This is a genomic window from Hyphomicrobium sp. DMF-1 (assembly GCF_027886585.1).
GTDB classification, from domain to species: domain Bacteria; phylum Pseudomonadota; class Alphaproteobacteria; order Rhizobiales; family Hyphomicrobiaceae; genus Hyphomicrobium_C; species Hyphomicrobium_C zavarzinii.
The window spans coordinates 2,429,242-2,452,454 of record NZ_CP115706.1; the positions used below are offsets into that span (position 1 = coordinate 2,429,242).

18 protein-coding genes are annotated in these 23,213 nt (G+C 64.9%); 11 read left to right on the plus strand and 7 right to left on the minus strand.

The genetic code is table 11. The features are described from left to right. Positions 1–10 precede the first annotated feature (10 nt). A complete protein-coding gene (locus tag PE058_RS11085; protein WP_271028399.1) occupies positions 11–1,645 on the minus strand; it encodes a peptide chain release factor 3 in 1,635 nt (544 codons plus the stop codon). Positions 1,646–1,749: 104 nt separating this feature from the next. Further along, the gene (gene recQ / locus PE058_RS11090) at positions 1,750–3,942 is read right to left on the minus strand and encodes a DNA helicase RecQ (protein ID WP_271028400.1); all 2,193 of its coding nucleotides are present in this window, start codon (positions 3,940–3,942) and stop codon (positions 1,750–1,752) included. A 526-nt stretch (positions 3,943–4,468) separates the two neighbouring features. Between recQ and PE058_RS11095 the strand changes: the two genes are divergently transcribed. The 3 genes from PE058_RS11095 to PE058_RS11105 all read left to right on the plus strand — a co-directional run bounded on the left by PE058_RS11095 (position 4,469) and on the right by PE058_RS11105 (position 7,535). Then, complete coding sequence (locus PE058_RS11095) at positions 4,469–5,536, plus strand: hypothetical protein (protein ID WP_020087897.1); 1,068 nt, start codon at positions 4,469–4,471, stop codon at positions 5,534–5,536. 257 nt (positions 5,537–5,793) lie between these two features. Then, the gene (locus PE058_RS11100) at positions 5,794–6,477 is read left to right on the plus strand and encodes an OmpA family protein (protein ID WP_020087896.1); all 684 of its coding nucleotides are present in this window, start codon (positions 5,794–5,796) and stop codon (positions 6,475–6,477) included. Between the two features lie 38 nt (positions 6,478–6,515). Continuing rightward, the gene (locus PE058_RS11105) at positions 6,516–7,535 is read left to right on the plus strand and encodes a caspase family protein (protein WP_026868326.1); all 1,020 of its coding nucleotides are present in this window, start codon (positions 6,516–6,518) and stop codon (positions 7,533–7,535) included. 88 nt (positions 7,536–7,623) lie between these two features. On the opposite strand, the gene PE058_RS11110 is transcribed toward PE058_RS11105, so the two are convergent. The 5 genes from PE058_RS11110 to speB all read right to left on the minus strand — a co-directional run bounded on the left by PE058_RS11110 (position 7,624) and on the right by speB (position 13,280). Next, positions 7,624–9,174 carry a tetratricopeptide repeat protein gene (locus PE058_RS11110; protein ID WP_020087895.1) on the minus strand — a complete coding sequence of 517 codons (1,551 nt, stop codon included), beginning with the start codon at positions 9,172–9,174 and terminating at the stop codon, positions 7,624–7,626. A 264-nt stretch (positions 9,175–9,438) separates the two neighbouring features. Next, on the minus strand, positions 9,439–10,041 hold the full coding sequence (wrbA, locus tag PE058_RS11115) for an NAD(P)H:quinone oxidoreductase (protein ID WP_020087894.1): 603 nt from the start codon (positions 10,039–10,041) through the stop codon (positions 9,439–9,441). A gap of 94 nt (positions 10,042–10,135) precedes the next feature. After that, positions 10,136–10,837: a pirin family protein gene (locus PE058_RS11120; RefSeq protein ID WP_271028401.1), complete on the minus strand. Its 702-nt coding sequence runs from the start codon at positions 10,835–10,837 to the stop codon at positions 10,136–10,138. Between the two features lie 187 nt (positions 10,838–11,024). After that, positions 11,025–12,110, minus strand: coding sequence for an alkene reductase (locus PE058_RS11125; protein WP_271028402.1), 1,086 nt, complete (start codon positions 12,108–12,110; stop codon positions 11,025–11,027). Between the two features lie 150 nt (positions 12,111–12,260). Continuing rightward, complete coding sequence (gene speB, locus PE058_RS11130) at positions 12,261–13,280, minus strand: agmatinase (RefSeq protein WP_020087891.1); 1,020 nt, start codon at positions 13,278–13,280, stop codon at positions 12,261–12,263. A gap of 124 nt (positions 13,281–13,404) precedes the next feature. Between speB and PE058_RS11135 the strand changes: the two genes are divergently transcribed. The 8 genes from PE058_RS11135 to PE058_RS11170 all read left to right on the plus strand — a co-directional run bounded on the left by PE058_RS11135 (position 13,405) and on the right by PE058_RS11170 (position 23,114). Further along, positions 13,405–14,322, plus strand: coding sequence for a LysR substrate-binding domain-containing protein (locus PE058_RS11135; RefSeq protein ID WP_271028403.1), 918 nt, complete (start codon positions 13,405–13,407; stop codon positions 14,320–14,322). A 192-nt stretch (positions 14,323–14,514) separates the two neighbouring features. Further along, positions 14,515–14,973, plus strand: a complete 459-nt coding sequence (locus PE058_RS11140; protein ID WP_020087889.1) for a (2Fe-2S)-binding protein — start codon at positions 14,515–14,517, stop codon at positions 14,971–14,973. A gap of 14 nt (positions 14,974–14,987) precedes the next feature. Then, on the plus strand, positions 14,988–17,189 hold the full coding sequence (locus tag PE058_RS11145) for a xanthine dehydrogenase family protein molybdopterin-binding subunit (RefSeq protein WP_271028404.1): 2,202 nt from the start codon (positions 14,988–14,990) through the stop codon (positions 17,187–17,189). Next, on the plus strand, positions 17,182–18,243 hold the full coding sequence (locus PE058_RS11150; protein ID WP_271028405.1) for an XdhC family protein: 1,062 nt from the start codon (positions 17,182–17,184) through the stop codon (positions 18,241–18,243). Before PE058_RS11145 ends, PE058_RS11150 begins: the two co-directional genes overlap by 8 nt. A 1-nt stretch (position 18,244) precedes the next feature. Further along, entirely contained in the window at positions 18,245–18,862 is a 618-nt protein-coding gene (locus PE058_RS11155) for a nucleotidyltransferase family protein (protein WP_020087886.1), read from the plus strand. Then, a complete protein-coding gene (locus PE058_RS11160; protein WP_271028406.1) occupies positions 18,859–19,575 on the plus strand; it encodes an ABC transporter ATP-binding protein in 717 nt (238 codons plus the stop codon). Before PE058_RS11155 ends, PE058_RS11160 begins: the two co-directional genes overlap by 4 nt. 1 nt (position 19,576) lies before the next feature. After that, positions 19,577–22,048 carry an ABC transporter permease gene (locus PE058_RS11165; RefSeq protein ID WP_271028407.1) on the plus strand — a complete coding sequence of 824 codons (2,472 nt, stop codon included), beginning with the start codon at positions 19,577–19,579 and terminating at the stop codon, positions 22,046–22,048. Beyond that, positions 22,038–23,114 (plus strand): lipocalin-like domain-containing protein, encoded by a 1,077-nt coding sequence (locus PE058_RS11170; protein ID WP_271028408.1) that lies wholly within the window; start codon positions 22,038–22,040, stop codon positions 23,112–23,114. The genes PE058_RS11165 and PE058_RS11170 overlap by 11 nt, the downstream gene beginning before the upstream one ends. Positions 23,115–23,213 lie beyond the last annotated feature (99 nt).

Sequence of the window (23,213 nt, forward strand, 5' to 3'; positions counted from 1 at the left end):
CGGGCCGCGATCAGGACTTGATCTCCAGGAACTCGACCTCGGGATTGCGGCCGGCGTTGTAGTTGAGCGTGAAAATCGAGCCCGGCAGGTAGACGTAATCGCCATCGAGATCGGTGGCGATGTACGAGCGGTTCTGCTCGATGAACTTCTTGAGCGCAGCCGGATCCTTCGAGCGGATCCAGCGCACGGCATCGCAAGGCGCCGGGTCGAAATCGGTCTTGAGTCCGTACTCGTGGGTCAGGCGGTCGGCCAGCACGTCGAGCTGAAGGGCACCGATCACGCCGACCACCGGCTGGGTTCCGTCGAGCGGGCTGAAAACCTGCACGACGCCTTCCTCCGCCATCTCGCGCATCGCGTCCTTGAGCTTCTTGGCCTTGATGGCGTCCTCGAGCCTGATGCGGCGCAGGATCTCGGGCGCAAAGCTCGGAATACCGAGAAAGGTGATGTCCTCGCCTTCGGTCAGCGCGTCTCCGATGCGCAACGTGCCGCGGTTCGGAATGCCCACCACGTCTCCCGCATAGGCTTCCTCGGCGATGGAGCGATCCTGCGCGAAGAAGAACTGCGGCGCGGAGAGCGCCATGGTCTTCCCGGAGCGCACGTGCTTCACCTTCATTCCGCGCGAGAGCTTGCCCGAGCAGACGCGCATGAAGGCGATGCGGTCGCGGTGGTTGGGATCCATGTTAGCCTGGATCTTGAAGATGATGCCGGTCATGGCCGGCTCCGTCGCCTTGATCTCGCGCGTGGCGGCATGTTGCGTGCGGGGTGGGGGCGCAAAGGTCTTGAGCGCGTCGAGCACGTCACGAACGCCGAAGTTCTTCAGCGCCGAGCCGAAGTACACCGGCGTCAGCGCGCCGTGCTGGAACTGCTCGAGATCGAACTTGCCGCAGGCTTCGAGCGCGAGCCCTATCTCCTCGCGCCAGCGCTGGTAGGCGTCGGGCTCCAGTAGCTCGGCGAACAGGGGATCGTCCGGGCCGGTGACGGGCTGGCCGTCGTAGTCCTGGTCGAGACGGCGCACGCGCGGCTGGTAGAGATCGTAGGTGCCGCGGAACTCGCGACCCTGGCCGATCGGCCAGACCATCGGCGCGGTGTCGAGCGCCAGCATCTTCTCGATCTCGTCGAGAAGATCGAGCGGGTCGCGGCTTTCGCGGTCCATCTTGTTGACGAAGGTGACGATCGGGATGTCGCGCATGCGGCAGATTTCGAACAGTTTGCGCGTGCGGGTCTCGATGCCGCGCGCGGCGTCGATCACCATGATCGCGCTGTCGACAGCGGTCAGCGTGCGGTAGGTGTCGTCGGAGAAGTCCTCGTGACCGGGCGTGTCGAGCAGGTTGAAGACGGCGCCGCCGTACTCGAACGTCATCACCGAGGTCGCGACGGAGATGCCGCGTGCCTTTTCGATTGCCATCCAGTCGGAGCGGGTTGCGCGTCCGTCCTTCTTGGCTTTCACCTGGCCCGCGAGCTGGATTGCGCCGCCGAACAGCAGCAGCTTTTCGGTGAGAGTCGTCTTGCCGGCGTCCGGATGCGAGATGATCGCGAACGTGCGGCGGCGGTTGATCTCGGTGGCGAGCTTCTGGCCTTCGGACCCGGAAGTCTTCGCGGATGGTGCCGACGCGGCCTCTCCCTGGGGCGAGGGCGTGTCTGCCACACTGTTTTCATTCATTAATTTGCTGAGTCCTGCTCAGAATAGCGGTTTGCCGGGCTCTATAGCACCGTTTGGCCGGAAAGCGAGAATCCCTCTTTCGGCGCGATTTAAGCGAGCTCGGCCAGGAGGCATTTCAGGACACCGTAGTTGAAACGGCCGTCGAGGGCGGCGTGGGCGGGGCCAAGCTTTCCGCTGTCCACGGTGCCGAGCCGCTCGAACACGCCATGGATCTCGTCGAGATCCTCGGGCTCGAGATCGAGCACGTCGCTCATTGAGACGACGCCGGCTTCGATGGCCTCGGCAAAATGGGTGTAGACGGTGCCGACATCAAGGCCGCGCTCGGCGGCGATCTCGTCCGCGCTGCGGCCTGCGAGATGCAACGCGAGCGTCTGGTTGATGGTCGGCGAGAGCCGGTTGTTCAGCACCGGGTTCGGGCGGAAGGCGGAGACCGTTTCCAGGAACGCCTTGCCGTAGCGCTTGATCTTGCTTGCTCCGAGGCCGGTGATGCCGTGCAGGCCCTCCTCGTCGGCAGGGCGCTGGGTGGCAAGCTCGAGCAGCGTGGTGTCGTGGCAGATGACGTAAGGCGGAAGCTTGGCCTCTGTCGCGAGACGGAGGCGGAGCGCGCGCAGGGCGTCGTAAAGCGGCCGGTCGGCCGCATCCACCTTCTGGGTTGCAGCGGAGCTGCCCTTGCCTTTTGTTTTCCGCTCTTTCGTCGGCGCGAGACGTTGCAGGAACCGCTCCTCGCCGCGGAGCAGTGGGCGCGCCTTCTCGGTGAGCTGAAGCGTGCCGTGACCCTCGTCGTCGGACGCCAGGTAGCCGAGGGCTGTGAGCTGGCGGAACAGGCTGCGCCAGACCGAGGCGTCAGTGTCCTTGCCAATGCCCCAAACGGACAAGCGGTCGTGGCCGTTGCGGTAGGCGCGCTCGTTCTCCTTGCCGATCAGCACGTCGATCAGATAAGCGACGCCGAAATTCTGTCCGGTGCGGTAGACGGTGGAGAGCGCCATCTGCGCGGGCACCGTGCCGTCGACCGTTTGCGGCGGGTTGAGGCAGTTGTCGCAATTTCCGCAGGGGGGCGAACCGGTCTCGCCGAAGTAGGAGAGAATGAGCTGGCGGCGGCAGGACGCGGCTTCGCAGAGGCCGACGAGGGCATCGAGCTTTTGGCGCTGGGCGCGTTTGAAGAGGTCGGATCCTTCGCTGCTCGCGATCCATTGGGTCTGCTGGACGATGTCCTGCATGCCGTAGGCGAGCCAGGTGTTGGCCGGCTCTCCGTCGCGGCCCGCGCGTCCGGTCTCCTGGTAGTAAGCCTCCATGGAGCGGGGCAGATTGAGGTGGGCGACGAAGCGGACGTCGGGCTTGTCGATGCCCATGCCGAAAGCGATGGTCGCCACGATGACGATGCCGTCGTCCTTCAGGAAGCGCTCCTGCGCTGCGCGGCGCACCTCGGGCTCCAGGCCCGCGTGATAGGCGAGTGCGGTGCGTCCTTTGCGGGTGAGCCAGGCGGCCGTCTCCTCTACCATCTTGCGGGAAAGGCAGTAGACGATGCCGGCGTCGTTTGGGTGTTCGGACTCGATGAACGACCAGAGCCGCTCGCGCGCGCTGATGGAGCCCATCTCGGCGATGGTGTAGCGGATATTGGGGCGATCGAAGCTCGCGACGAAGCGGCGGGCGTTCTCGAGCCGGAGCTCGCTCGCTATCTCCTCCCGCGTGCGGTCGTCGGCGGTGGCGGTGAGCGCGATGCGGGGCGTGTTCGGAAAGCGCTCGGCCAGCACCTTGAGCTGGCGGTACTCTGGGCGGAAATCGTGTCCCCACTGGGAGACGCAATGCGCTTCATCGATGGCGAACAGCGCGATGGTCGCGCGATCGAGAAGGCGGAGGGTGCGGTCCTGCACGAGGCGCTCGGGGGCCACGTACAGGAGGTCCAGCTCGCCGGCAACGAGCTGGCGCTCGATGGCGTCCTGCTGGCTGCGGTCCTGCGAGGAGTTGAGGAAGGCCGCCCTGACGCCCGCTTCCTTGAGGGCGTCCACCTGGTCCTGCATCAAGGCGATGAGAGGTGACACCACGAGGCCGGTGCCGCGCCGCACGAGCGCAGGGATCTGATAGCAAAGTGACTTGCCGCCGCCTGTCGGCATCAGTGCGAGGACGTCGCCGCCGCCAACGAGGGTTTCGATGATGTCGGCCTGGTGGGGGCGGAAGCTCGTGTAGCCGAATACCTCCTCGAGCACGTGCTGCGCCTCGGCGAGGCTCGGCGCGGGTGCGAGGGGGGCAAGCGACGGCTTTTTCCGCAGGGCGGCAGGCGGCATGAAGAAATCCTGGGCGGCGAGCGGCCGGCGGAACGTGAACTCTCGGATGCCTGGAGGCTAGCGCGATTCTCGATAGGCGCCGGAGTGAGGCTTCGCGCTGTCCCGTGGTTTTTCCGAGCGTTGAGGGCGCGGGTTGCCGTATCGGGTCGCGCTGCGATGCCGTACACTCGCGGAGCGCCAGGGGTCCAATTTCACCCCGCCCTCCATGGCGCCACTCGCCGGGAGGGGGGCGGCCCGAATATGCCGAATAAGGCCGCAGGGTCCCTGGCGTCCGCAACCTCTGTGCATAACCTTGAACACGATAGACGTCGCCATCGGCTTGGATTGCGGCCGTTTTGCCGGGTTTTCCTATGTCGGTGCGTAATCGGTGGGCATTACCGGTTGCCGTTGCGCAACAGAAGTTTTCGAATCGTTACCGGATCCGTCTGCCGTCTTCTCAATGGGGGCGTTGATTTGCGAGAATCAGGCTACGCGTCTGTTTGAGATTTGCTGATATTGCACGATTGATGATTTTGGGGATTGGCCGATGACGTATATCCGTTTCAAATGGTCCATTACCGGCTTGTTCGCCCTTGTTGCGGCGAGTGCGGCCATGGCGCCCGGAAGTGCTCAGGCTCAGTCGCCCTGCTACTATTACGATACCTTCAGCGGCAGCTACGTGTCGGCCTACTCGGAGTGTAACGAATCCGCCTCCGGTACCTCGGCCGTTGGCGCCAATCTCTCGGCGATCGGCGAAGGCTTCGTTCAGCAGCAGCTCAACATCGGATTTGGCGGCTTCACGAGTCCGACGGGACGTCTGCGCCATACTGAGCATGACGGCCTCACCGAGAAAAGCACCGGGATCCGCACGAACGGCTTCGAGATCGACGAAGGTTCGGTTTTCGCGAACGGCAGCTACGACCTGCCCGGCACCTATTTCGGCGGCAAGGTCAGGGTCAACGGCCTGCTCGGTTACAATCGCCTGTCGCTCGATCTGGATCGGGCGCCTGGTGACGTGACCGCAGGCAAGACCGACATCGACGCCTTCATCTACGGCGGCAGCTATCTGTGGAGCCAGGGTTCGTTCTACAGCATGACGCTCATCATCGGGGTCTCGGGCGATGCCGATGCTATCGATAGCCTCTCCGGCGGCCGCTACTCTTACGATCTCTCGGGTTACTTCTCGAACAGCGTGATGGGTTACACGTTCGATTGGCCTGGTAACGGCTGGAAGTTCGACCTGCGCGGCGCCCTCGGCCACTACGACATCCATACCGACCGCTTCGCGTTCGCCAACGGCCTCGGTACGATCAAGGGCGTGAGCGAAGCTTGGAGCGGCTCGATCACGGGCACCCTGTTCACCGTGTTCGATTACAATGGTGGCACCATGCGGCCCTACATCCTGGCCTCGTACAAGAACGTGTTCGACGAGGACATCAAGGTGAAGGGCGACTTCGTTGCCGAGTTCGAGCAGGCAAACGATTTCGGCAAGGTCGAGGTCGGCTTCGACTATGTGCAGGGGATCCTGACTTACGGCGCGGCCGGCTACACCGAGTTCTCGTCCGACGAGAGCACCTTCGGCGGGCGCCTGGGCGTCTCGATCAAGCTGCAGTAGCCGCCGCCCCGTCGGATTGGTTAAGGTTTTCGAGGCGGGTATGTCCGACATGCCCGCCTTTTTTGTTTCCGATTTTTTTCGAGCGTCCCTTTCCTGTATCGCAGGGAACAGACCGGCTTAACTCGCTGTGGTCATTTGGCTATCAAGCGCGGAGGGTTAACAGCCCCCGCCGTAAGATCCGTCAACCGAGGTGGCTGCCGCCACTGGTCAGCAATGGTCCTGCGGGGTATATTGCTGCTGTATTTCAGGAGGTTCCGATGTCGTCTCTTTCATTTCGATCGAGAGCCTTTTCACTTAGTGCTCTCGCTATTTTCGCGCTTTCCGTCAGCGCATCCGGGCCCATCAACGTCGCATCTGCCGATCAGGCCGGCTCTCCGTCGGTTCAGCAGATCATCGATGCCCTGAAGCCGCGCAAGACGCGCGGGCTTTCCGTCAAGCCGACGCAGGCCGAGGTCGAGCGCGCGAAGGTCATCGACGATCTCAAAACCAAGGCCGCCAGCCGCGGGCTTTCCGTCCCTGAGCGCGAGGAACTCGCCAAGGCGGTCAGCGACAAGCCTTCGCTCGATTTCGTGATCTATTTCGATTTCAACTCGGCCACGATCTCGAGCCGCTCGAAGGCGTCGCTCGATGCCCTCGGCACCGCGCTCCAGGACGACTCACTCAAGGGTGCGTCGATCATGGTGGCGGGGCACACCGATGCCAAGGGACGTTCGGAGTACAACCAGACGCTCTCCGAGCGCCGTGCGGATTCGGTTCGCAAGTATCTCAACGACAAGTTCAACATTCCGACCGGCGACCTCACGGTCGTGGGATACGGAGCCGAGCATCTCAAGGACAAGGCCTCGCCCTACGCCAGCGTCAACCGCCGGGTGCAGATCGTGAACCTGACGGACGCCAAGGCGGCTTCGGCGAGCAAGCCGATCAGCGATCCCGCTCAGTAAGGGCGCTGATCTGATTTTCCAACTGGAAGGATAGTGCCATGCGCGCGAGCACCGTACACCTTTCCGTCCTGTCGGTGGCGCTTGCCGCCGTCATGTCGTTTGCCGTGCCGGCAGATGCTGCCGGCCGGCGTCTGGCTCTGGTGATCGGCAACTCCACGTATCAACACGTGGCGGAGCTTACGAACCCGCAGAACGACGCGACGGACGTGGCCGAGAAGCTTCGGAACCTGTCGTTCGACGTGATGTTGGGGACGAACCTCACGCGCGACCAGATGCACGAGGCATTCAAGAAGTTCTCAGACGAGTTGAAGCCTGGAGACGAAGGCCTGTTCTTCTATGCGGGCCACGGCATCTCGCTCAGCGGCGAGAATTTCCTGATCCCCGTCGACATGCCGGGCGAGATCCAGGTTCAGGACGAGTCGCAGAGCAAGGACGCGCTCGACAAGAACCTCGTCAACATCTCTGCGGTGATCGAGCCGTTGCAGAAGGCCAAGCTCGGCATGATTTTCCTGGACGCGTGCCGCAACACGCCGTCCCGCGAGGAACTGGGTCTGCAGATCGTTGCGCAGGACGGCGAGACGCGAAAGCTGCGCTCGCTGTCGTTCAGCCGCGGCATGACCAAGGTGAACGTGCCGTCGACGAGTGGCGCGTCGGGCATTTTCCGCGCGTATGCCACGCAGCCAAACAACGTTTCGGATGACGGTGGCGGGCGCAACAGCCCGTTCACCAAGGCGCTGCTGAAGCACCTCGGCACCAAGGGCGTCGACGTGCACCAGATGATGATCAAGGTTCGTCTCGACGTGCAAAACGAGACGAACGGCCGGCAGATCCCCTGGGAAGAAAGCGCGCTGACTGACGTCTACTACTTCACGCCGACTGCGCCGGGGATGGCCGCTCCGCTGTTGCCGACCTATAAGGATTCAGGGTCGGGCTCAGGCAAAAACGCCCAGGCTCCTCGCCGCAACAAGAACGCCGGCGGTGGTGGCGGAGCGCCGAGATCAGCACGCCGCAGCGGACCGCCTCCGGGTCTCGGCGTGGGGGTCGGCGCAGGGCTCTGATCGCTCTCCAAGCGTCAAGCGAACATACAAATGCGGGCTCGAAGGGCCCGCATTTTTTGGTGGCGAAAGGTACGCCGGTGGGGCCCGCTCAGTTGGCACCGAGGCGGCGCAGCCCTTCCGCGCTGCTTTCGGCGCTGGCATCGAGCGTCAGCGCTTTTTTGTAGTCGCTTATGGCGGCGGTCTTGGAGCCGCGGGCTTCGTGAATGTGGCCGCGCGTGTCCCAGATGTAGGACTTGGTCCCGTCGAGCGAGACCGCGCGGTTGGCATCCTGGAGCGCTGCGTTCAGGTCTCCGGTCTTGTAGTAGGTCCAGGCGCGGTTGTTGATGGCTTCGGCGAGCGATGGGCTTAGCTTCAGTGCCGCCGTGTAGTCGTCTATAGCCTTCGCGTAGTCGCTCTTGTCGAAGTAGGCGATGCCGCGATGATTGTAGGCGTCGGCCGTCGGCTTCAAGGCGATGGAGCGATCGTAGCTCTCGATGGCCTGGTCCGGTTCACCCTTGTCGCGAAGCGCACGGCCCAGCTTGTAGCGGACGGTAGCCTGATCGTCGTCGTTGAGGCCGCCGGATTCGAGGAGCCCTTTGCAGGCGTCCGCGGCCACATCGGCATTGGTGCTCTCGTGACAGTCGTTCCATTGGCGCGTGAGAACGTAGCGCGAGGCGAGCGGGTTCGGCCGCTTCTGTTCGCTATCGGTAGTCCCGGACGAGGGCGCGTTGAGGGCTGCCTCCACCTGTTTCTCGACCTCGGAGGGTGTCGTCTCCTGTGGCTTCTCCGCCCGCTTGGGCTCGGGAGGTGGTGGCGGCTCGGTCTTTTCGGGCGCCACGGGTGCGGGCGTCGCGGCGGGCTCGGGTTGCGGTGTGGCTGCCACAGTCGGGCCGGCAGACGGTGCGGGTGTTTCCGCCACTGGTGCGGGTTGAGGCTGCCTGGTCTCGAGGCCGATGGTTTCACGCACCGAGTCCGGCAGGTATTCGTAGGCATAGGCGCCTGCAAGCGCGATGGCGAGAACCGCGAGCCCGGCGGAGATCAGATGGGACTGGCGGTCCGCGGCAGGGACAGCGGACTTTTGCGCGGCGGCAGGCGGTGCCTCGCCGCCGCCTGCGTTCTGCATGACGACGGTGCCGGGGTGGCTTTCCTCCAGCGCGAGCGTGTAGGCGTGAACACGCTCCGGAATGTTTTTCAGGGACTGGGGGCCGGCATCGGAAAAGCGCAGCGCCATCTTGCTGGCGACGGCCTCGTGGACCGAGCGTGAGACGCAGATGCCGCCAGGAGGGGCAACCGATTCGAGGCGCGCTGCGATGTTCACGCCGTCGCCCAGGAGATCGCCGCCCTCGCGCTCCACCACGTCGCCGATGGTGATGCCGATGCGGAAGTTCATGTGGCGGCTGGGCGGATAGGCAAGATTGCGGGCTTTGAGGCTCTCCTGCACGTCCACGGCGCAGCGAACGGCTTCTACCGCGCTTTGAAACTCGGCCAGGATGGCATCGCCCGCAGTGTTGAAGATGCGGCCGCCGCCACGATCGACGAACTCGGAGAATACGGTGCGATATCCCTCGAAGCGGCGGAGGGTCTCCTCCTCGTCCTCGGCGATCAGGCGGCTGTAGCCGGCGATGTCCGCTGCGAGAATGACGGCGATCTTCCGTTTCACGCGAGGCCCCTCAAATGCTTCGTCAGGATGCGGGAGTGTTCCATAGACCGCTTGCCCGGCGCAAGCGCGGACGGCCTGAAAGGCTTATGAAATGCGGGCTCCGAGGCGCGCGTGGCGAATCGCGTCTACGTCTGAGGCTTAGGGCTTTCCCTCCAGGATAAGTTTGCAGCTCCTTCTGCAAGGGCGTGCCCCGCGTAATCGAAACAAGGCCGCCAGCGCTCTCGTATTGGCGGCCTTTCTCAATTGAGGCGTCAATCGCCCAGTTTACGCGCGGGCGAGCTTGGCCGCGATCTCGGCCACATGGCGGCCCTGGAAGCGCGCGCCGGCAAGCTCGTTCTCGCTCGGCTGGCGCGAGCCGTCGCCGCCTGCGATCGTTGTGGCGCCGTATGGCGAGCCGCCGCTGATCTCCGCGAGTGTCGTCTGTCCCTGGAACGAGTACGGCAGGCCGACGATGACGAGGCCGTGGTGGAGGAGGACGGTGTGTGTGGCCAGGATCGTGCTCTCCTGGCCGCCATGCTGGGTGGCTGTCGAGGTGAAGACGGAGCCGACCTTGCCGATCAGCTTGCCCTTGAACCAGAGGCCGCCCGTCTGATCGAGAAAGTTCTTCATCTGGGCTGCCATGTTGCCGAACCGGGTCGGCGTGCCGACGATGATCGCATCGTAGTCGGCGAGTTCGTCGACGGTGGCGATGGGTGCGGCCTGGTCGAGCTTGAAGCCACTCTTCTCGGCCACCTCGCGCGGCACGATCTCGGGCACGCGTTTGATGACGGCTTCTGCGCCGGCTTCGCGGATGCCTTCGGCAACGGCCTGCGACAGCCGCTCGATGTGGCCGTAGCTCGAATAGTAGAGGACGAGGACCTTGGTCATGGTGTTTCGCTTTCGGTTCGGGTTCTGAGTTGCGTTGAAGAGCGGCGTGGCGGGCCGGGCGGAACGCGTGTGAGCGCCCGCCCGGCGGGTTTCGTCATGCGCCGATGTCGAACAGCAGGATCTCGGCGTTGTCGTTGGCGGCGATCTTCACTTCCGTCTCGTCCGTCAACGCGGCGCCGTCTCCCTGTCCGACGAGCGTGCCGTTTACGGTGACCTCGCCGCGCGTGACCTGAACCCAGACCTTGCGGCGCGGGGCCAGCGCGTGGGTCACGGCGTCACCCTTGGCGAGGTTCGCGACATGCAGGTCGAGATCCTGGTGGATCGTCACCGCTCCGTCGCGTCCGTCGCGGGCGCCGACCAGTTGCAGACGTCCCCGCCGTTCGCCGGGCGGGAACGATTTCTGCTCGTAGCCGGGTGCGAGGTTCCGCTTCTCAGGCAGCACCCAGATCTGCAGAAAGTGCACCGGCTCGGTTGGCGAGGCATTGAACTCGCTATGGGCGATGCCCGTTCCGGCCGTCATGCGCTGAACGTCTCCGGGGCGGATGATGGATCCCGTGCCGAGGCTGTCCTTGTGCGCCAGCGCGCCGTCCAGCACGTAGGAGATGATCTCCATGTTGTCGTGGGGATGGGTGCCGAAGCCGGCCCCGCCCGTCACAACGTCCTCGTTGATGACGCGCAGGGTGCCGAAGCCCATGTGGCCCGGATCATAGTAGTGGCCGAAGGAGAAGGTGTGCTTGCTGTCGAGCCAGCCAAAGTTGCTCGCGCCGCGCTCCGTGCTTTTGCGAATGGTGATCATGGCGAGGTCTCCTTGAAGGTCCGGCGGACGTTTGGGTCCAGCCGCTGTTGGAGACAAGATGCCACCTCGCCATCTCAGAACCAATATATCAAAATCGAAATAGATTGGTTCCTAATTAGATACAATTGAGGGCGCCCGCATAATGCGCAGACGCCCTCTTTCCGTCTATCCTGGCCGGATGCTGCGCTCAGGCGGCCTTGGTGCCGAGAGCCGGATAATCCGTGTAACCCTCTGCGCCGCCGCCGTAGAACGTGGCCGGCTTCGGCTCGTTCAGGGGGGCGTCGCGCTCGAGCCGCTCGACGAGATCGGGGTTTGCGATGAAGGGGCGTCCGAAGGCAACCAGGTCGGCCGCACCGCTCTCGATGGCTTCGATGGCGCTTCCGCGGTCGTAGCCGTTGTTGGCGAGGTAGACGCCCTTGAAGCGGCTGCGCAGGCGAGCGACGTCGGCGGCAGGCGCGCGTGGGCCTCCCGTCTGCCCCTCGACGAGATGCAGGTAGCCGAGTCCGAACTCGCTCGCTTTTGCGATCGCCGCTCCGAACGTGGTGATGGGATCGCTGTCGGAGATGTCGCCGAAGCCAGAGAAGGGGCTGAAGCGAACGCCGACGCGGAGCGCGGGGAACACGGACGTGAGGGCGGCGAGAATTTCGCCGAGGAAGCGGATGCGGTTCTCGACGCTGCCGCCGTACTCGTCTGTGCGCTTGTTGGTACCGTCACGCAGGAACTGGTCGATGAGATAGCCGTTGGCGCTGTGCAACTCGACGCCGTCGAAGCCTGCGTTCTTGGCGTTTTCGGCGGCCTTGCGATAGTCCTCCACGATGCCCTTGATCTCGGCAATCTCGAGCGCGCGAGGGGCGGAGACGTCGACAAAGCCCGATGCGATGAAGGTCTTCGCATTGGCCTTGATGGCGGAGGGCGCGACGGGGGCCTTGCCATCCGGCTGGAGCGAGGTGTGGGAGATGCGGCCCACGTGCCAGAGCTGGGCGAAGATGCGGCCACCCTTGGCGTGGACTGCGTCGGTCACTTTGCGCCAGCCCGCGACTTGCTCCTGGTTATAGATGCCGGGTGTCGCGATGTAGCCCTTGCCCTCCGGCGAGATCTGCGTGCCTTCCGAGATAATGAGTCCGGCGGATGCGCGTTGAGCGTAGTACTCGACGTTGAGGGCATGGGGGACATCGCCATCGGCGGCGCGGTTGCGCGTCAAAGGCGCCATGACGATACGATTGGGCAGCGTGAGCGTGCCAATCGTCAGGGGAGAGAAGAGTTTGGCGGACATGAAGTCAGGTCTCCAGCAGTCTATTGGATGCAAGATGTTCGCTGCCGCCGTTCAGGGAGGGCGAAGCTTGCCTGGCAACATATGGACCGTTGGATACAGAAAGAAAGCCCCCCGCGCGCTCCTGATGCAGGATTGCGCAGGGGCGCATGATTAACTTAGCGCGCTGGCGAATAAGCGATCGGATGATGGAACATTCTCGTAATGCTTCTTCTGGTCCGCCAAGAGGCCAAGATAGTGCTGCATCACGGCCGCGCCTGCGATCGAGGTGATGTCGGCATGATCGTAGGCGGGTGCGACCTCCACGACGTCTCCTCCTACGATGTCGAGGGCACCCAGGCGGCTAAGGATCATCAGCGCTTCGCGTGAGGAGAGGCCGCCAGCAACAGGTGTTCCCGTTCCGGGCGCAAAGGCCGGGTCGAGACAGTCGATGTCGAACGTCAGATAGGTCTTCGCGCTGCCGACGCGCCTCAGGATGCGATCGACCACGCCCTTCGCACCAAGATCCGCGATCTCCTCGCCATACACGATCTCTATCCCGCAGGTCTCCGGCGCGTGCGTGCGGATGCCGATCTGGATCGACCGCTCGGGCAGAATGATCCCCTCCCGCACGGCGCGCGCCACGAACGAGCCGTGATCGATCCGTTCGTCCTCATCGAACCAGGTGTCCTGGTGTGCATCGAATTGCACGAGCGCCATCGGACCATGCTTCTGCGCGTGTGCTTTCAGGAGTGGCCAGGTGACGTAATGGTCTCCGCCAATCGAAAGAAGTTTCACGCCGGCATCGATCACCTCGCGTGCCTGCTCCTCGATCTGGCGGGGCGTGTTCGCGTGACGGCCGTAGTCGAGGGCGCAATCGCCATAGTCGACTACGGCCAGCCGTTCAAACGGGTCCGCGTGGAAGGGGTATTGGGGATCGCCGCCGAGGATTGCGGACGCGCGGCGCACGCCTTGAGGCCCGAAGCGCGCACCCGGACGGTTCGAGACCGCCGCGTCGAAGGGAATACCCCAGACGGCTACATCCACGCCTGCGAGGTTCCGCGTGAGCTTGCGGCGCATGAAGGACAGCACTCCGCTGTAGGTGGGCTCGGGAGAGCCGCCCCTCCTGGTTCCGGCGAAAACGGCGGTGTCGGTGGTCGAGGTGTGCAGGGGATGTTTCAGCGTCTGGGTCATGATCGGCTCCTCCGGTGTGAAGCGCCTCCAGGATCCGACTTGCCGAAAGGCTCGACAAACGGCTAATTTTCCGTCGTGAGTTGATAAAAACTCATCTCATTCCTGTCTCTGTCGCCGGTGCCCCATGCCGCTCCCTTCGCTCAATGCCATTCGCGCGTTCGAGGCCGCGGCGCGGTTGCTCAGCTTCAAGGAGGCAGCGGAGGAGTTGCGGCTCACGCCATCGGCCGTCAGCCGTCACATTCGCTCGCTCGAGCAGGCGCTGGGCGTGGAGCTGTTCGAGCGCGGCTTCCGGCAGGTTCAGCTCACCGAAAAGGCGACGCACTATGCGCGGCGCCTGACCGATGCCTTCAACGTCATCCGCGACGCGACGGAGGAGGTGAGCGTGTACGGACCCGCCCGGAAGCGCGCGCAAAAGCGGGTGTCGCTCTCCATCAATTCCACGTTCATGAACCTGTGGCTTGCTGACCGGCTTCCGCGGTTCCGGGCGGCGTGCCCCGCGTGCGAACTCGAGGTCTCGATCCATGACGACACGGGGAAGGGGGGCAATCCGCGCGCGGATCTCAGGATCCTGTTCGTGCGCGAGGACGAGGCGGATGCTTCGCTCTCTCCGCTCATCTCGCTCATCATTTTGCCGGTGTGTGCGCCTGCGCTGGCGAAAGGGCCGAATGGGCTGCGCAAGCCCGCCGATCTCGTGCGGCACAGGCTGCTGCACGAGAATACCACGGCCTGGTGGGAGGAGTGGATCGCAGGTGTGGGCGTCAAAGGCGTGGACGCCAAGTCGGGCGCGATCTTCCACGATCCGTCGCTCGCCATCCGGGAGGCGGTGAACGGCGGAGGCGTCGCGCTCGCGGACAACATCATGGCTGAGGATCTTCTGGCGCGTGGCCAACTCGTGACGCCGTTTCCGATCCGCCGCGCAATTCCGAGTTGCTATGCGCTCGCCGTGCGTCCTGGCGCAGCCTCCCTCGCTGGCGTCAAGCAGTTCCACCAGTGGCTGCTAGCGGAGATTGTCAAGCACAAGCGCGCCATGCACCTCACGTAGTTCCTGCGAGAAAAATCGCGCAGACGGCGGATGGAGCCCAAAAATTGGGCGGCTTTCAGTGTCCATTGCCGCTGGAGTGGCAACAATCTTGCTGGACCCTGGAAATTCGGTAACGCTGCACGCATATGAGCAGGTGCGCGCGGGAGGGGAGTTCCGTGCGCCTTCTCAAAATCTATTTTCGGAGGTGCCTTGATGGCTAAGTTTCAGCTCAACGGCCGCGAGGTCACCGTTGCGTCCGAGGACGACACGCCGCTTCTCTGGGTCGTGCGCGACGAGCTGGGCCTGATCGGCTCGAAGTTCGGCTGCGGGGCCGCGCAGTGCGGCGCCTGTACGATGTATCTGGAAGGCCAGCCGATCCGCTCGTGTGTGACGGCCGTTTCTGATGTCGATGGCAAGTCGGTGACAACCATCGAGGGCTTGTCGGGGCCGGTGGCGGAAGCGGTGCGCGCGGCCTGGCAGAAACTGGACGTCGTGCAGTGCGGCTATTGCCAATCGGGGCAGATCATGGCCGCGACGGCGCTGCTTTCGGAGACGGCTGCTCCTACGGACGATGACATCGATAGCGCGATGAGTGGAAACATCTGCCGCTGCAACACCTATCAGCGCATCCGGACTGCCATCCACACTGCATCCGAAACGCTCAAGGGCTGAGGGAGATCACGCACATGTATGGCCGAATGGATCTGTCTCAGTTTCGCGCCGACACGGCGCTTGCGCTCGACCGTCGTAATTTCGTGCGGCTCGCGCTCGGTTCCGGTGCCGGGCTCGTCATCGGGGCGTGGCTTCCTGCAGGGTCCGCCCGCGCCGAGGCAGCAGCGCAGGGCAGCGAAAGCGGCGGCGTCTTCATGCCGTTCGTCAAGATCACGCCCGACAACGTGGTGACGGTGCTCGTGAAGCACCAGGACAAGGGGCAGGGCGTTGCGACGGGACTCTCCACGCTCGTCGCCGAAGAGCTCGATGCGGATTGGGCGCAGGTGAAGCCCGAGTTCGCCCCGGCCAACGTGGAACTCTACAAGAACCTGTTCTTCGGCGTGCAGGGTACCGGCGGCTCGACCGCCATCGCCAACTCGTTCGAGCAGTATCGAAAGGCGGGCGCGGCTGCGCGCGCCATGCTGGTCGAAGCCGCAGCCAAGCGCTGGGGCGTGGACGCGGCGTCGGTGAAAGTCGCCAAGGGCGTCGTTTCATCCGGTGCGAATTCGGCGACGTTCGGCGAGCTGGCGAAGGATGCCGCGAGCATGGCGGTGCCTGCCGACCCGAAGCTCAAGACGGCGGACGAGTTCGTCTACATAGGCAAGTCTTTTCCGCGCCTCGACTCGGTGCAGAAGACCACGGGCGCGCGGATCTATACGCAGGACGTGCAGCTTCCCGGCATGCTGGTCGCCACGCTCGCGCGCTCGCCGCGCTTCGGCGGGACTGTGCAATCGGTCGACGACAAGGCTGCGCGCGCAGTCAAGGGTGTGGTGGATGTCGTGCAGACGCCGCATGGTGTCGCGGTTCTCGCCACGTCCACCTATGCGGCGATCAAGGGCCGCGACCAGCTTGCCGTCTCTTGGGACGAGAGCAAGGCGGACATGCGCGGCACCGACGCACTCGTTGCCGAGTACAAGGCGCTGGCCGATAAGCCGGGGCTCGTCGCACGCAACGAAGGTGACGCTACTGCCGCGCTCGCCAAGGCCGATAAGGTGATCGAGGCCGACTACATCTTCCCGTTCCTCGCGCACGCGCCCATGGAGCCGATGAACTGCGTGATGCAGTTCAAGGACGGAAGGGCGACGCTGTGGACCGGATCGCAGCTTCAGACCGTCGACCAGAACGTGACGGCGGCGATCCTCGGCATCAAGCCGGAGGACGTCGTCATCAATACGCTGTGGGCCGGAGGATCGTTCGGCCGCCGCGGTGTTTACAACTCGGACTACATCGCAGAGACCGCCGGCATCGTGAAGGCGACGGGCCGCAGCGAACCCATCAAGCTCGTGTGGACCCGGGAGGACGACATCAAGGGCGGCTACTATCGTCCGCTCTATGTGCACAGGGTCAAGGTCGGGCTCGGCAAGGACGGCGAGATCCTGGGCTGGCATCACCGCATCGTCGGTCAATCGATCGCGATCGGAACGCCTTTCGAGGCGGCGATCGTGAAGGACGGTGTGGACGGCACGTCCGTCGAAGGCGTTGCGGACACGCCCTACGCCATTCCCAACATGCATGTGGAGGTTCACAATACGAAGGCGGGTCCGCCGCCGCTTTGGTGGCGCTCGGTTGGGCATACGCACACGGCCTATGTCATGGAGACCATGATCGACGAGATCGCGGCGCTGCAGAAAAAGGATCCTGTGGCCTTCCGTCTTTCGTTGCTGGAGAAGCATCCGCGCCATGCCGCCGTGCTCAAGCTCGCCGCGGAGAAGGCGGGCTGGGACAAGCCTGCGGCCGACGGTGTGTTCCGGGGCGTGGCCGTGCACGAGAGCTTCAAGAGCTTCGTGGCGGAAGTAGCGGAGATCCGGATTGTCGACAGCAAGCCGAAGGTCGAGCGCGTGGTGGCGGCCGTGGATTGCGGCCTGGCCATCAACCCGGACAACATCAAGGCGCAGGTGGAGGGCGGCATCGGCTTCGGGCTCGGTGCGGTGCTGCACAGCAAGGTGACGCTGAAGGACGGCGTCGTCGATCAGGCCAACTTCGACGGCTACGAGGTGCTGCGCTTCAACGAGATGCCGAAGGTCGAGGTGCACATTCTGCCGTCCGCGGCTCCGCCCACTGGGATCGGCGAGCCAGGTGTGCCGCCGATCGGCCCGGCCGTTGCCAACGCTGTCGCAGCCGGCACAGGGCAGCGGGTTCGAGTGCTTCCGTTTGCGGATGGGTTGAAGCTTGGATGACGTTGTAACAGAGGCTGGCTTTCTGAACGGGACCGAAAGCGGCGCGGCAACCTGCGCAGCCCGCGTCGAGGGTGCGCGCGATGTCGTCTCCATTGCGCGACACTGGCTCGATACCTTCGGGACGATCGCGCTTGCGACGGTGATCAAGACGTGGGGCTCCTCGCCGGTTCCTGTGGGCGGGCAGCTCGTCGTCGGCCCGGACGATCGCTTCGAGGGCTCGGTTTCGGGCGGCTGCGTCGAGGCTGCGGTGATCACGGCGGCGGCCGAGGTGATAGCGTCGGGTGTGCCGCGATGCCTCGAATTCGGTGTCGCGGATCGCACGGCGTGGAGCGTGGGCCTGGCGTGCGGCGGGCGCATCGAGATTTTCGTCGAGCGCCTGCAAGGCCCGGCGGACGCGGCGTATCTCGACAGCGTAATCGCGCATCGCGAGCGGCGCTCACTCCTCGTCGTGGAGACCGATCTGCGGACGGGTGAGAGGCAGATTGGGCGCGAGGCGCGCTTCCATGAGGCGGAGATCGCGCAGCGGCTGGATGGCGGAGAGAGCTTCGTGATCGAGGAGCCGGAGGGACGCCGTTTCCTTCATGCGCTCGTGCCAGGCGTGCATGTCGTTCTCGTCGGAGCGGGGCACATCGCACAAGTTCTCTCCGATCTTTCGCGCCGCGTTGGCTTCCAGGTGACGGTGATCGATCCCCGCACAGCCTTCTCGTCCGAGCATCGGTTTGGCGATGTTCCGCTTCGTCACGAGTGGCCGGACCAAGCGCTGCCCGCGCTGGGGCTCGATCAGCGCACCGCGGTGGTGACGCTCTCGCATGAAGGGCGCATAGACGACGAGACGCTGTCTCTCGCGATCCGGTCTCCCTGCTTCTACATCGGCGCGCTGGGCTCGCGGCGGACGCATGAGCAGCGTGTCGCGCGGCTCAAAGCGGCGGGCTTCTCGGATGCGGAGATCGGGAGGATCGACGGGCCGGTCGGCTTGCGCATTGGCGCCAAAGGGCCGGCGGAGATTGCCGTCTCCATTCTCGGCGCGATCATCCGGGCTCGTCACGGAGCTTGAGATGGAGACGTCTCGGGAGATCCGTGTCGGCGCGGTGCTGCTTGCGGGCGGGGCGTCGCTCCGGTTCGGAGCCGATAACAAGCTGCTCGCTCCGGTAGACACAGCTCCCCTCATCGCGAAAGTTGCGCGATCGGTGATCGATGGCGGCGTCGACACGGTGGTCGTGGTGACCGGTGCGGAGGAGGACGCCTACACGAGCGCCCTCTCCGGTTTTCCGGTGCGTTTCGTCCATAACGGGCGCTGGGCGGACGGTATGGGCGGCTCCATCGCGGCGGGTATTCGTGAGCTGGAAGATGCCTGCGACGGCGTGTTCATCGTTCCGGGAGACATGCCAAATCTCACGAGCGATGTGTTTCTCCGGCTCGCGAGCGTGTTTCGCGAAAAAGGGGGCACGCGCGTCGTCGTGCCGGTGACATCCAAGGGCGCGCAGCGTAACCCGGTGCTGTGGCCGGAGCGGCAATTTTCCAAGCTCGCCGCACTTTCGGGGCCGGGCGGCGGCAAGTCTGTGCTGGACACGCTCGGCGATGAGCGCCTTGATGTGGTTTTCGACGACGAGTCCCTTTTCGTGGACATCGATACGGCCGACGACTATGCGCGTTTCATCGGAGCTCGAAGGTGACACTGATCGACCGGACGCATCGCGCGGGAGGATCGCCACAGGCGTCCGCTCCCTTGCTGCGTGTTTCCGATGTGCGGAAGTCCTACGCGACGCCGCAAGGGCCGATTCCCGTGCTCAAAGGCGTGGATCTCACGCTCGCGGCCGGTGAAAGCCTGGCGCTGCTCGGGGAATCCGGCAGCGGGAAGAGCACGCTTCTGCATCTGATCGGCGGGCTGGATGACGCCGACAGCGGCGAGATCATGCTCGACGGCGTGCGCGTGACAGGCCAGCCCGATGCCGAGCGCGCGGCGTTGCGGCGTGAACGCATCGGCATCGTGTTCCAGCAGTTCAACCTCGTTCCGAGCCTGACCGTCGCCGGCAATATCGCCTTTCAGGCGCGGATCGCCGGGCGTTTCGATGCCGCCTGGCAGGAGGAGCTGATGGAGCGGCTTGGCCTCGCGGCTCTCGGGCATCGCTACCCCGAACAGCTTTCCGGCGGCCAGCAGCAGCGTGTCGCGATCGGGCGCGCTCTGGCGATCCGGCCGCGTCTCCTCATCGCGGACGAGCCGACGGGCAATCTCGACGAGGCGACGGGCGACGAGGTGATGGGGCTCGCGCTCGATCTCATCGCGCGCACGGGCTGCGGCTTCCTGATGGTGACGCACAGCACGCGGCTCGCGCGGCGCCTCGACCGGCAGGTGACGCTTGCGTCAGGTGTGCTGGCAGGCGCGTGACATGGTCCCCGATCGAGCGTTCTGGATTTTCGCTACTCTCCTCAGCCATTGGCGGCGGCATCCGCTGAACTTCGCCACGCTGGTGATCGGCCTAGCGGTGGCCACCGCGCTCTGGAGTGGCGTGCAGGCCCTCAATCAGCAGGCGCGCACGAGCTATGACCGGGCGGCGCAGGTGTTCGGCGATGCCGGGGCGGCGAGTATCGTCAGCGCCAAGGGTACATCGGTCGCGCAAGAGCACTATGTGGCGCTGCGGCGGGCCGGGTGGAAGGTTTCGCCTGTGATCGAGGGCAGCGTCCGGATCGGCGGCGTGTCCTACCGGCTGGTGGGCGTGGAGCCGTTGACGTTGCCCAAGGGATCGGCCGTGGCGGGGCTCGCAACGGGCGGAGATCTCGAAGCCTTTCTCAAGGCGCCCGGGCAGACGCTGGTCGCGACGGAAACCGTGCGCGAGCTGGGCGCGGCGGGCGGGTCCCGTCCCGTCACGGAGGGAAAGCAGGCGTTGCCACCGCTCGTCGTCACCGAGGCGGTGGCGCCTGGGATCCTCGTCATGGACATCGGTGCGGCGCAGGTCATTCTCGGCAAGCCGCAGCAACTCACGCGCCTAATAGGCGGCCAGGGTGAGATGCCGGATGAGGCGTCCCTCGTCGCGATTGGCGGAGACGCGCTCAAGCTCGAACAGCCGGAGGAGCGCGGCGATCTCGCGCGCCTCACGGACAGCTTCCATCTCAACCTCACGGCCTTTGGCCTGCTCGCCTTCATCGTGGGGCTGTTCATCGTTCATGCCTCCATCGGGCTCGCATTCGAGCAGAGGCTCGGGACGCTGCGGACCATGCGGGCGGTGGGTGTGCCGTTGCGGCTTCTGATGCTCGTGCTGGTCGGCGAGGTGGTACTGCTCGCGCTGCTGGCGGGCGCCATCGGCATGGTTTGCGGCTATGTGATCGCGGCGGCGCTTCTGCCGGATGTGGCGGCGAGCCTCTCCGGTCTTTACGGCGCGCACGTGGGAGGCCATCTCGCGCTTCAAGGCCGGTGGTGGGCCTCGGGTCTCGGCATGGCTTCTGCCGGTGCGCTCGCAGCCTCTGCCGTGAGCCTGCTCAAGGTTTACCGGCTTCCCATCCTCGCCGTGGCAAAGCCGCTGGCGTGGCGGGAGGCGCAGCATGCGCAACTCCGGCGGCAAGGCGTTCTTGCTGCCATGTGCCTCGTCATTGGGGCCATCGCGTTTCTCTGGGGCCGCGGGCTCGTCGCCGGGTTCGTCGTCATCGCGGGCGTGCTGCTGGGAGCGGCGCTGCTTCTGCCGTTGCTGCTGGCGGTCGTTCTGCGTCTCGGGGAGCGGCGGGCAAGCGGCGCACTCGCGCAGTGGTTCTGGGCGGATACGCGGCTTCAGCTTTCGGGGCTCTCGCTCGCGCTCATGGCGCTTCTGCTCGCGCTCGCGGCGAACGTGGGTGTCGGCACGATGGTGGAGGGCTTCCGCAAGACGTTCACGGGCTGGCTCGACGAACGGCTCAATTCCGAACTCTATTTCGACGCCGCCGGCGCTCAGGAAGGCGGCGAGATCGCCGAGTGGCTCGGCCGCGATCCGCGCGTCACTGCGGTCCTGCCGGTGTGGAAGGCCGAGACGCGCATCGGAGGATGGCCGGTGGACGTCTATGGGTCGCGCGATCATGCGACTTACCGCGATCACTTCACGCTTCTCTCGCACACGGCCGATGCCTGGGATCGGGTGCGGGACGGGGAGGGCGCGCTTATCAGCGAGCAGCTCGCCCGGCGCATGGACATCGGTCTCGGCTCGCCGCTCGCGCTTCCGACCGCGGATGGCGTGTGGGAGCTTCCGGTGGTCGGCCTCTATCCGGACTACGGCAATCCAAAAGGCCAGGTCCGCGTCAACGTAGATCATCTGGTGCGGCATTGGGCGGAGGCACGCCGCACGAGCTATAGCGTTCGCGTGGCGCCCTCGGATGCGGGGGCGCTGATGACCGCGATGCAATCGCACTTCGACGGCAAAATCGCGCGCATCGTGGATCAGGCGTCCCTCAAGCAGATATCGACGCAGATCTTCGAGCGGACGTTCGCGGTGACGGGCGCGCTCAACACGCTCACGCTAATCGTTTCGGGGATCGCCTTGTTCGCGAGCCTTCTGACGTTGAGTGATCTCAGGCTCGCGCAGCTTGCACCGGTGTGGGCGCTGGGCGTCACGCGGCGTAAGCTCATGGATCTCGAGATCGGCAAGCTTTTGGTTCTGGCCGCGATCACGGCGGTGCTCGCGGTTCCACTGGGCCTCGTGCTCGCCTGGTGTCTTGTCGCGATCGTCAACGTGCAGGCTTTCGGATGGCGGCTGCCGTTCCATGTGTTTCCAACGCAGTGGGGGCTGATCGTGGCGCTTGCGCTGGCCACGGCCTTTCTCGCTTCCATCGTTCCCGTGGTCCGGCTCGGCCGCACCGCACCGCAGGATTTGCTCAAGGTGTTCGCCAATGAACGTTAGGCGTCTTGCCGCCGTTGCGGTGATTGCGCTCGCGGCGCTGGGCTTCGGCCGCGCGGCGGCAGGCGGGTTTGCCGGGCTCGGCGACGAGGCGGCCGGGTTCGCGGAGGTGGTTCCGGGCAAGCCGCTTTCTTTTCCCGCAGATCATGGTGCGCATCCCGGCTACCGCATCGAGTGGTGGTACGTGACCGCGAACCTCAAGGACGCTTCGGGGGCGCGCTACGGCGTGCAGTGGACCCTGTTCCGGCAGGCGCTCTCGCCCGGTGCCGAGCAGGAGGGCTGGGCCAACCAGCAAGTCTGGATGGGCCATGCGGCTCTCACGAGCGCTGGGTCTCATCGTTTTGCAGAGACGCTCGCGCGGGGCGGTATCGGGCAGGCGGGTGTCGTCGCGGAGCCGTTCAAGGCGTGGATAGACGACTGGTCGTTCGCAAGCGTGGATGCGGCAGGCCGCGGCGCGCTGGAGTCCGCTTCGCTTTCCGCCAAGGGCGTCGGCTTTTCGTACGCGCTCACGCTTACGAGCCCGCAGGCGCCCGTGCTTCAGGGCGACCACGGTTACAGCCGCAAGTCCGAGCGCGGGCAGGCGTCCTACTATTACAGCCAACCTTTCTTCAAGGTCGCCGGAACGCTGACGCTCGACGGGCGCGCGATCGCCGTGACGGGACAGGCATGGATGGATCGCGAGTGGAGCAGCCAGCCGCTCGCCAAGGATCAGAAGGGCTGGGACTGGTTCTCGCTGCATCTGCCGGGCGGCGAGAAGCTGATGCTGTTCCAGCTTCGCGGCGAGGCAGGCGGCTCCTACCGCGCCGGGAGCTGGATCGGCGCGGACGGCGCCGTCAACTCGCTTGCAAGTGCGGACATCGTGCTGACCCCAGGGCCTTCGCGCACTGTCGCAGGGCGCAGCCTTCCGGTGACGTGGAAGGTGGAGGTGAAGAGCCGGGGGCTTTCGATCGAGACCGTGCCGCTCAATGCCGAAAGCTGGATGGGGACGGTGTTTCCCTATTGGGAAGGACCGGTGCGCTTTACGGGCTCGCACGCAGGCGATGGCTATCTCGAGATGACCGGCTACTAACAAAAAAAGGGGCCACTTGCGGGAGTGGCCCCTGTCGCACTTCGGAGTTGCTGTCCTCTGGTGCGGAGTTTGGCTGGGGGAGAAAACGCCTTGCGAAGT

Bases quoted from the DNA above. Each gene is read 5' to 3' on its own strand.
- PE058_RS11120 (WP_271028401.1), bottom strand. From the start codon at position 10,837: ATGATCACCATTCGCAAAAGCACGGAGCGCGGCGCGAGCAACTTTGGC.
- recQ (WP_271028400.1), bottom strand. From the start codon at position 3,942: ATGCCGCCTGCCGCCCTGCGGAAAAAGCCGTCGCTTGCCCCCCTCGCA.
- PE058_RS11140 (WP_020087889.1), top strand. From the start codon at position 14,515: ATGGCTAAGTTTCAGCTCAACGGCCGCGAGGTCACCGTTGCGTCCGAG.
- PE058_RS11125 (WP_271028402.1), bottom strand. From the start codon at position 12,110: ATGTCCGCCAAACTCTTCTCTCCCCTGACGATTGGCACGCTCACGCTG.
- PE058_RS11165 (WP_271028407.1), top strand. From the start codon at position 19,577: ATGGTCCCCGATCGAGCGTTCTGGATTTTCGCTACTCTCCTCAGCCAT.
- PE058_RS11095 (WP_020087897.1), top strand. From the start codon at position 4,469: ATGACGTATATCCGTTTCAAATGGTCCATTACCGGCTTGTTCGCCCTT.
- wrbA (WP_020087894.1), bottom strand. From the start codon at position 10,041: ATGACCAAGGTCCTCGTCCTCTACTATTCGAGCTACGGCCACATCGAG.
- PE058_RS11170 (WP_271028408.1), top strand. From the start codon at position 22,038: ATGAACGTTAGGCGTCTTGCCGCCGTTGCGGTGATTGCGCTCGCGGCG.
- PE058_RS11135 (WP_271028403.1), top strand. From the start codon at position 13,405: ATGCCGCTCCCTTCGCTCAATGCCATTCGCGCGTTCGAGGCCGCGGCG.
- PE058_RS11155 (WP_020087886.1), top strand. From the start codon at position 18,245: ATGGAGACGTCTCGGGAGATCCGTGTCGGCGCGGTGCTGCTTGCGGGC.
- PE058_RS11105 (WP_026868326.1), top strand. From the start codon at position 6,516: ATGCGCGCGAGCACCGTACACCTTTCCGTCCTGTCGGTGGCGCTTGCC.
- PE058_RS11145 (WP_271028404.1), top strand. From the start codon at position 14,988: ATGTATGGCCGAATGGATCTGTCTCAGTTTCGCGCCGACACGGCGCTT.
- speB (WP_020087891.1), bottom strand. From the start codon at position 13,280: ATGACCCAGACGCTGAAACATCCCCTGCACACCTCGACCACCGACACC.
- PE058_RS11100 (WP_020087896.1), top strand. From the start codon at position 5,794: ATGTCGTCTCTTTCATTTCGATCGAGAGCCTTTTCACTTAGTGCTCTC.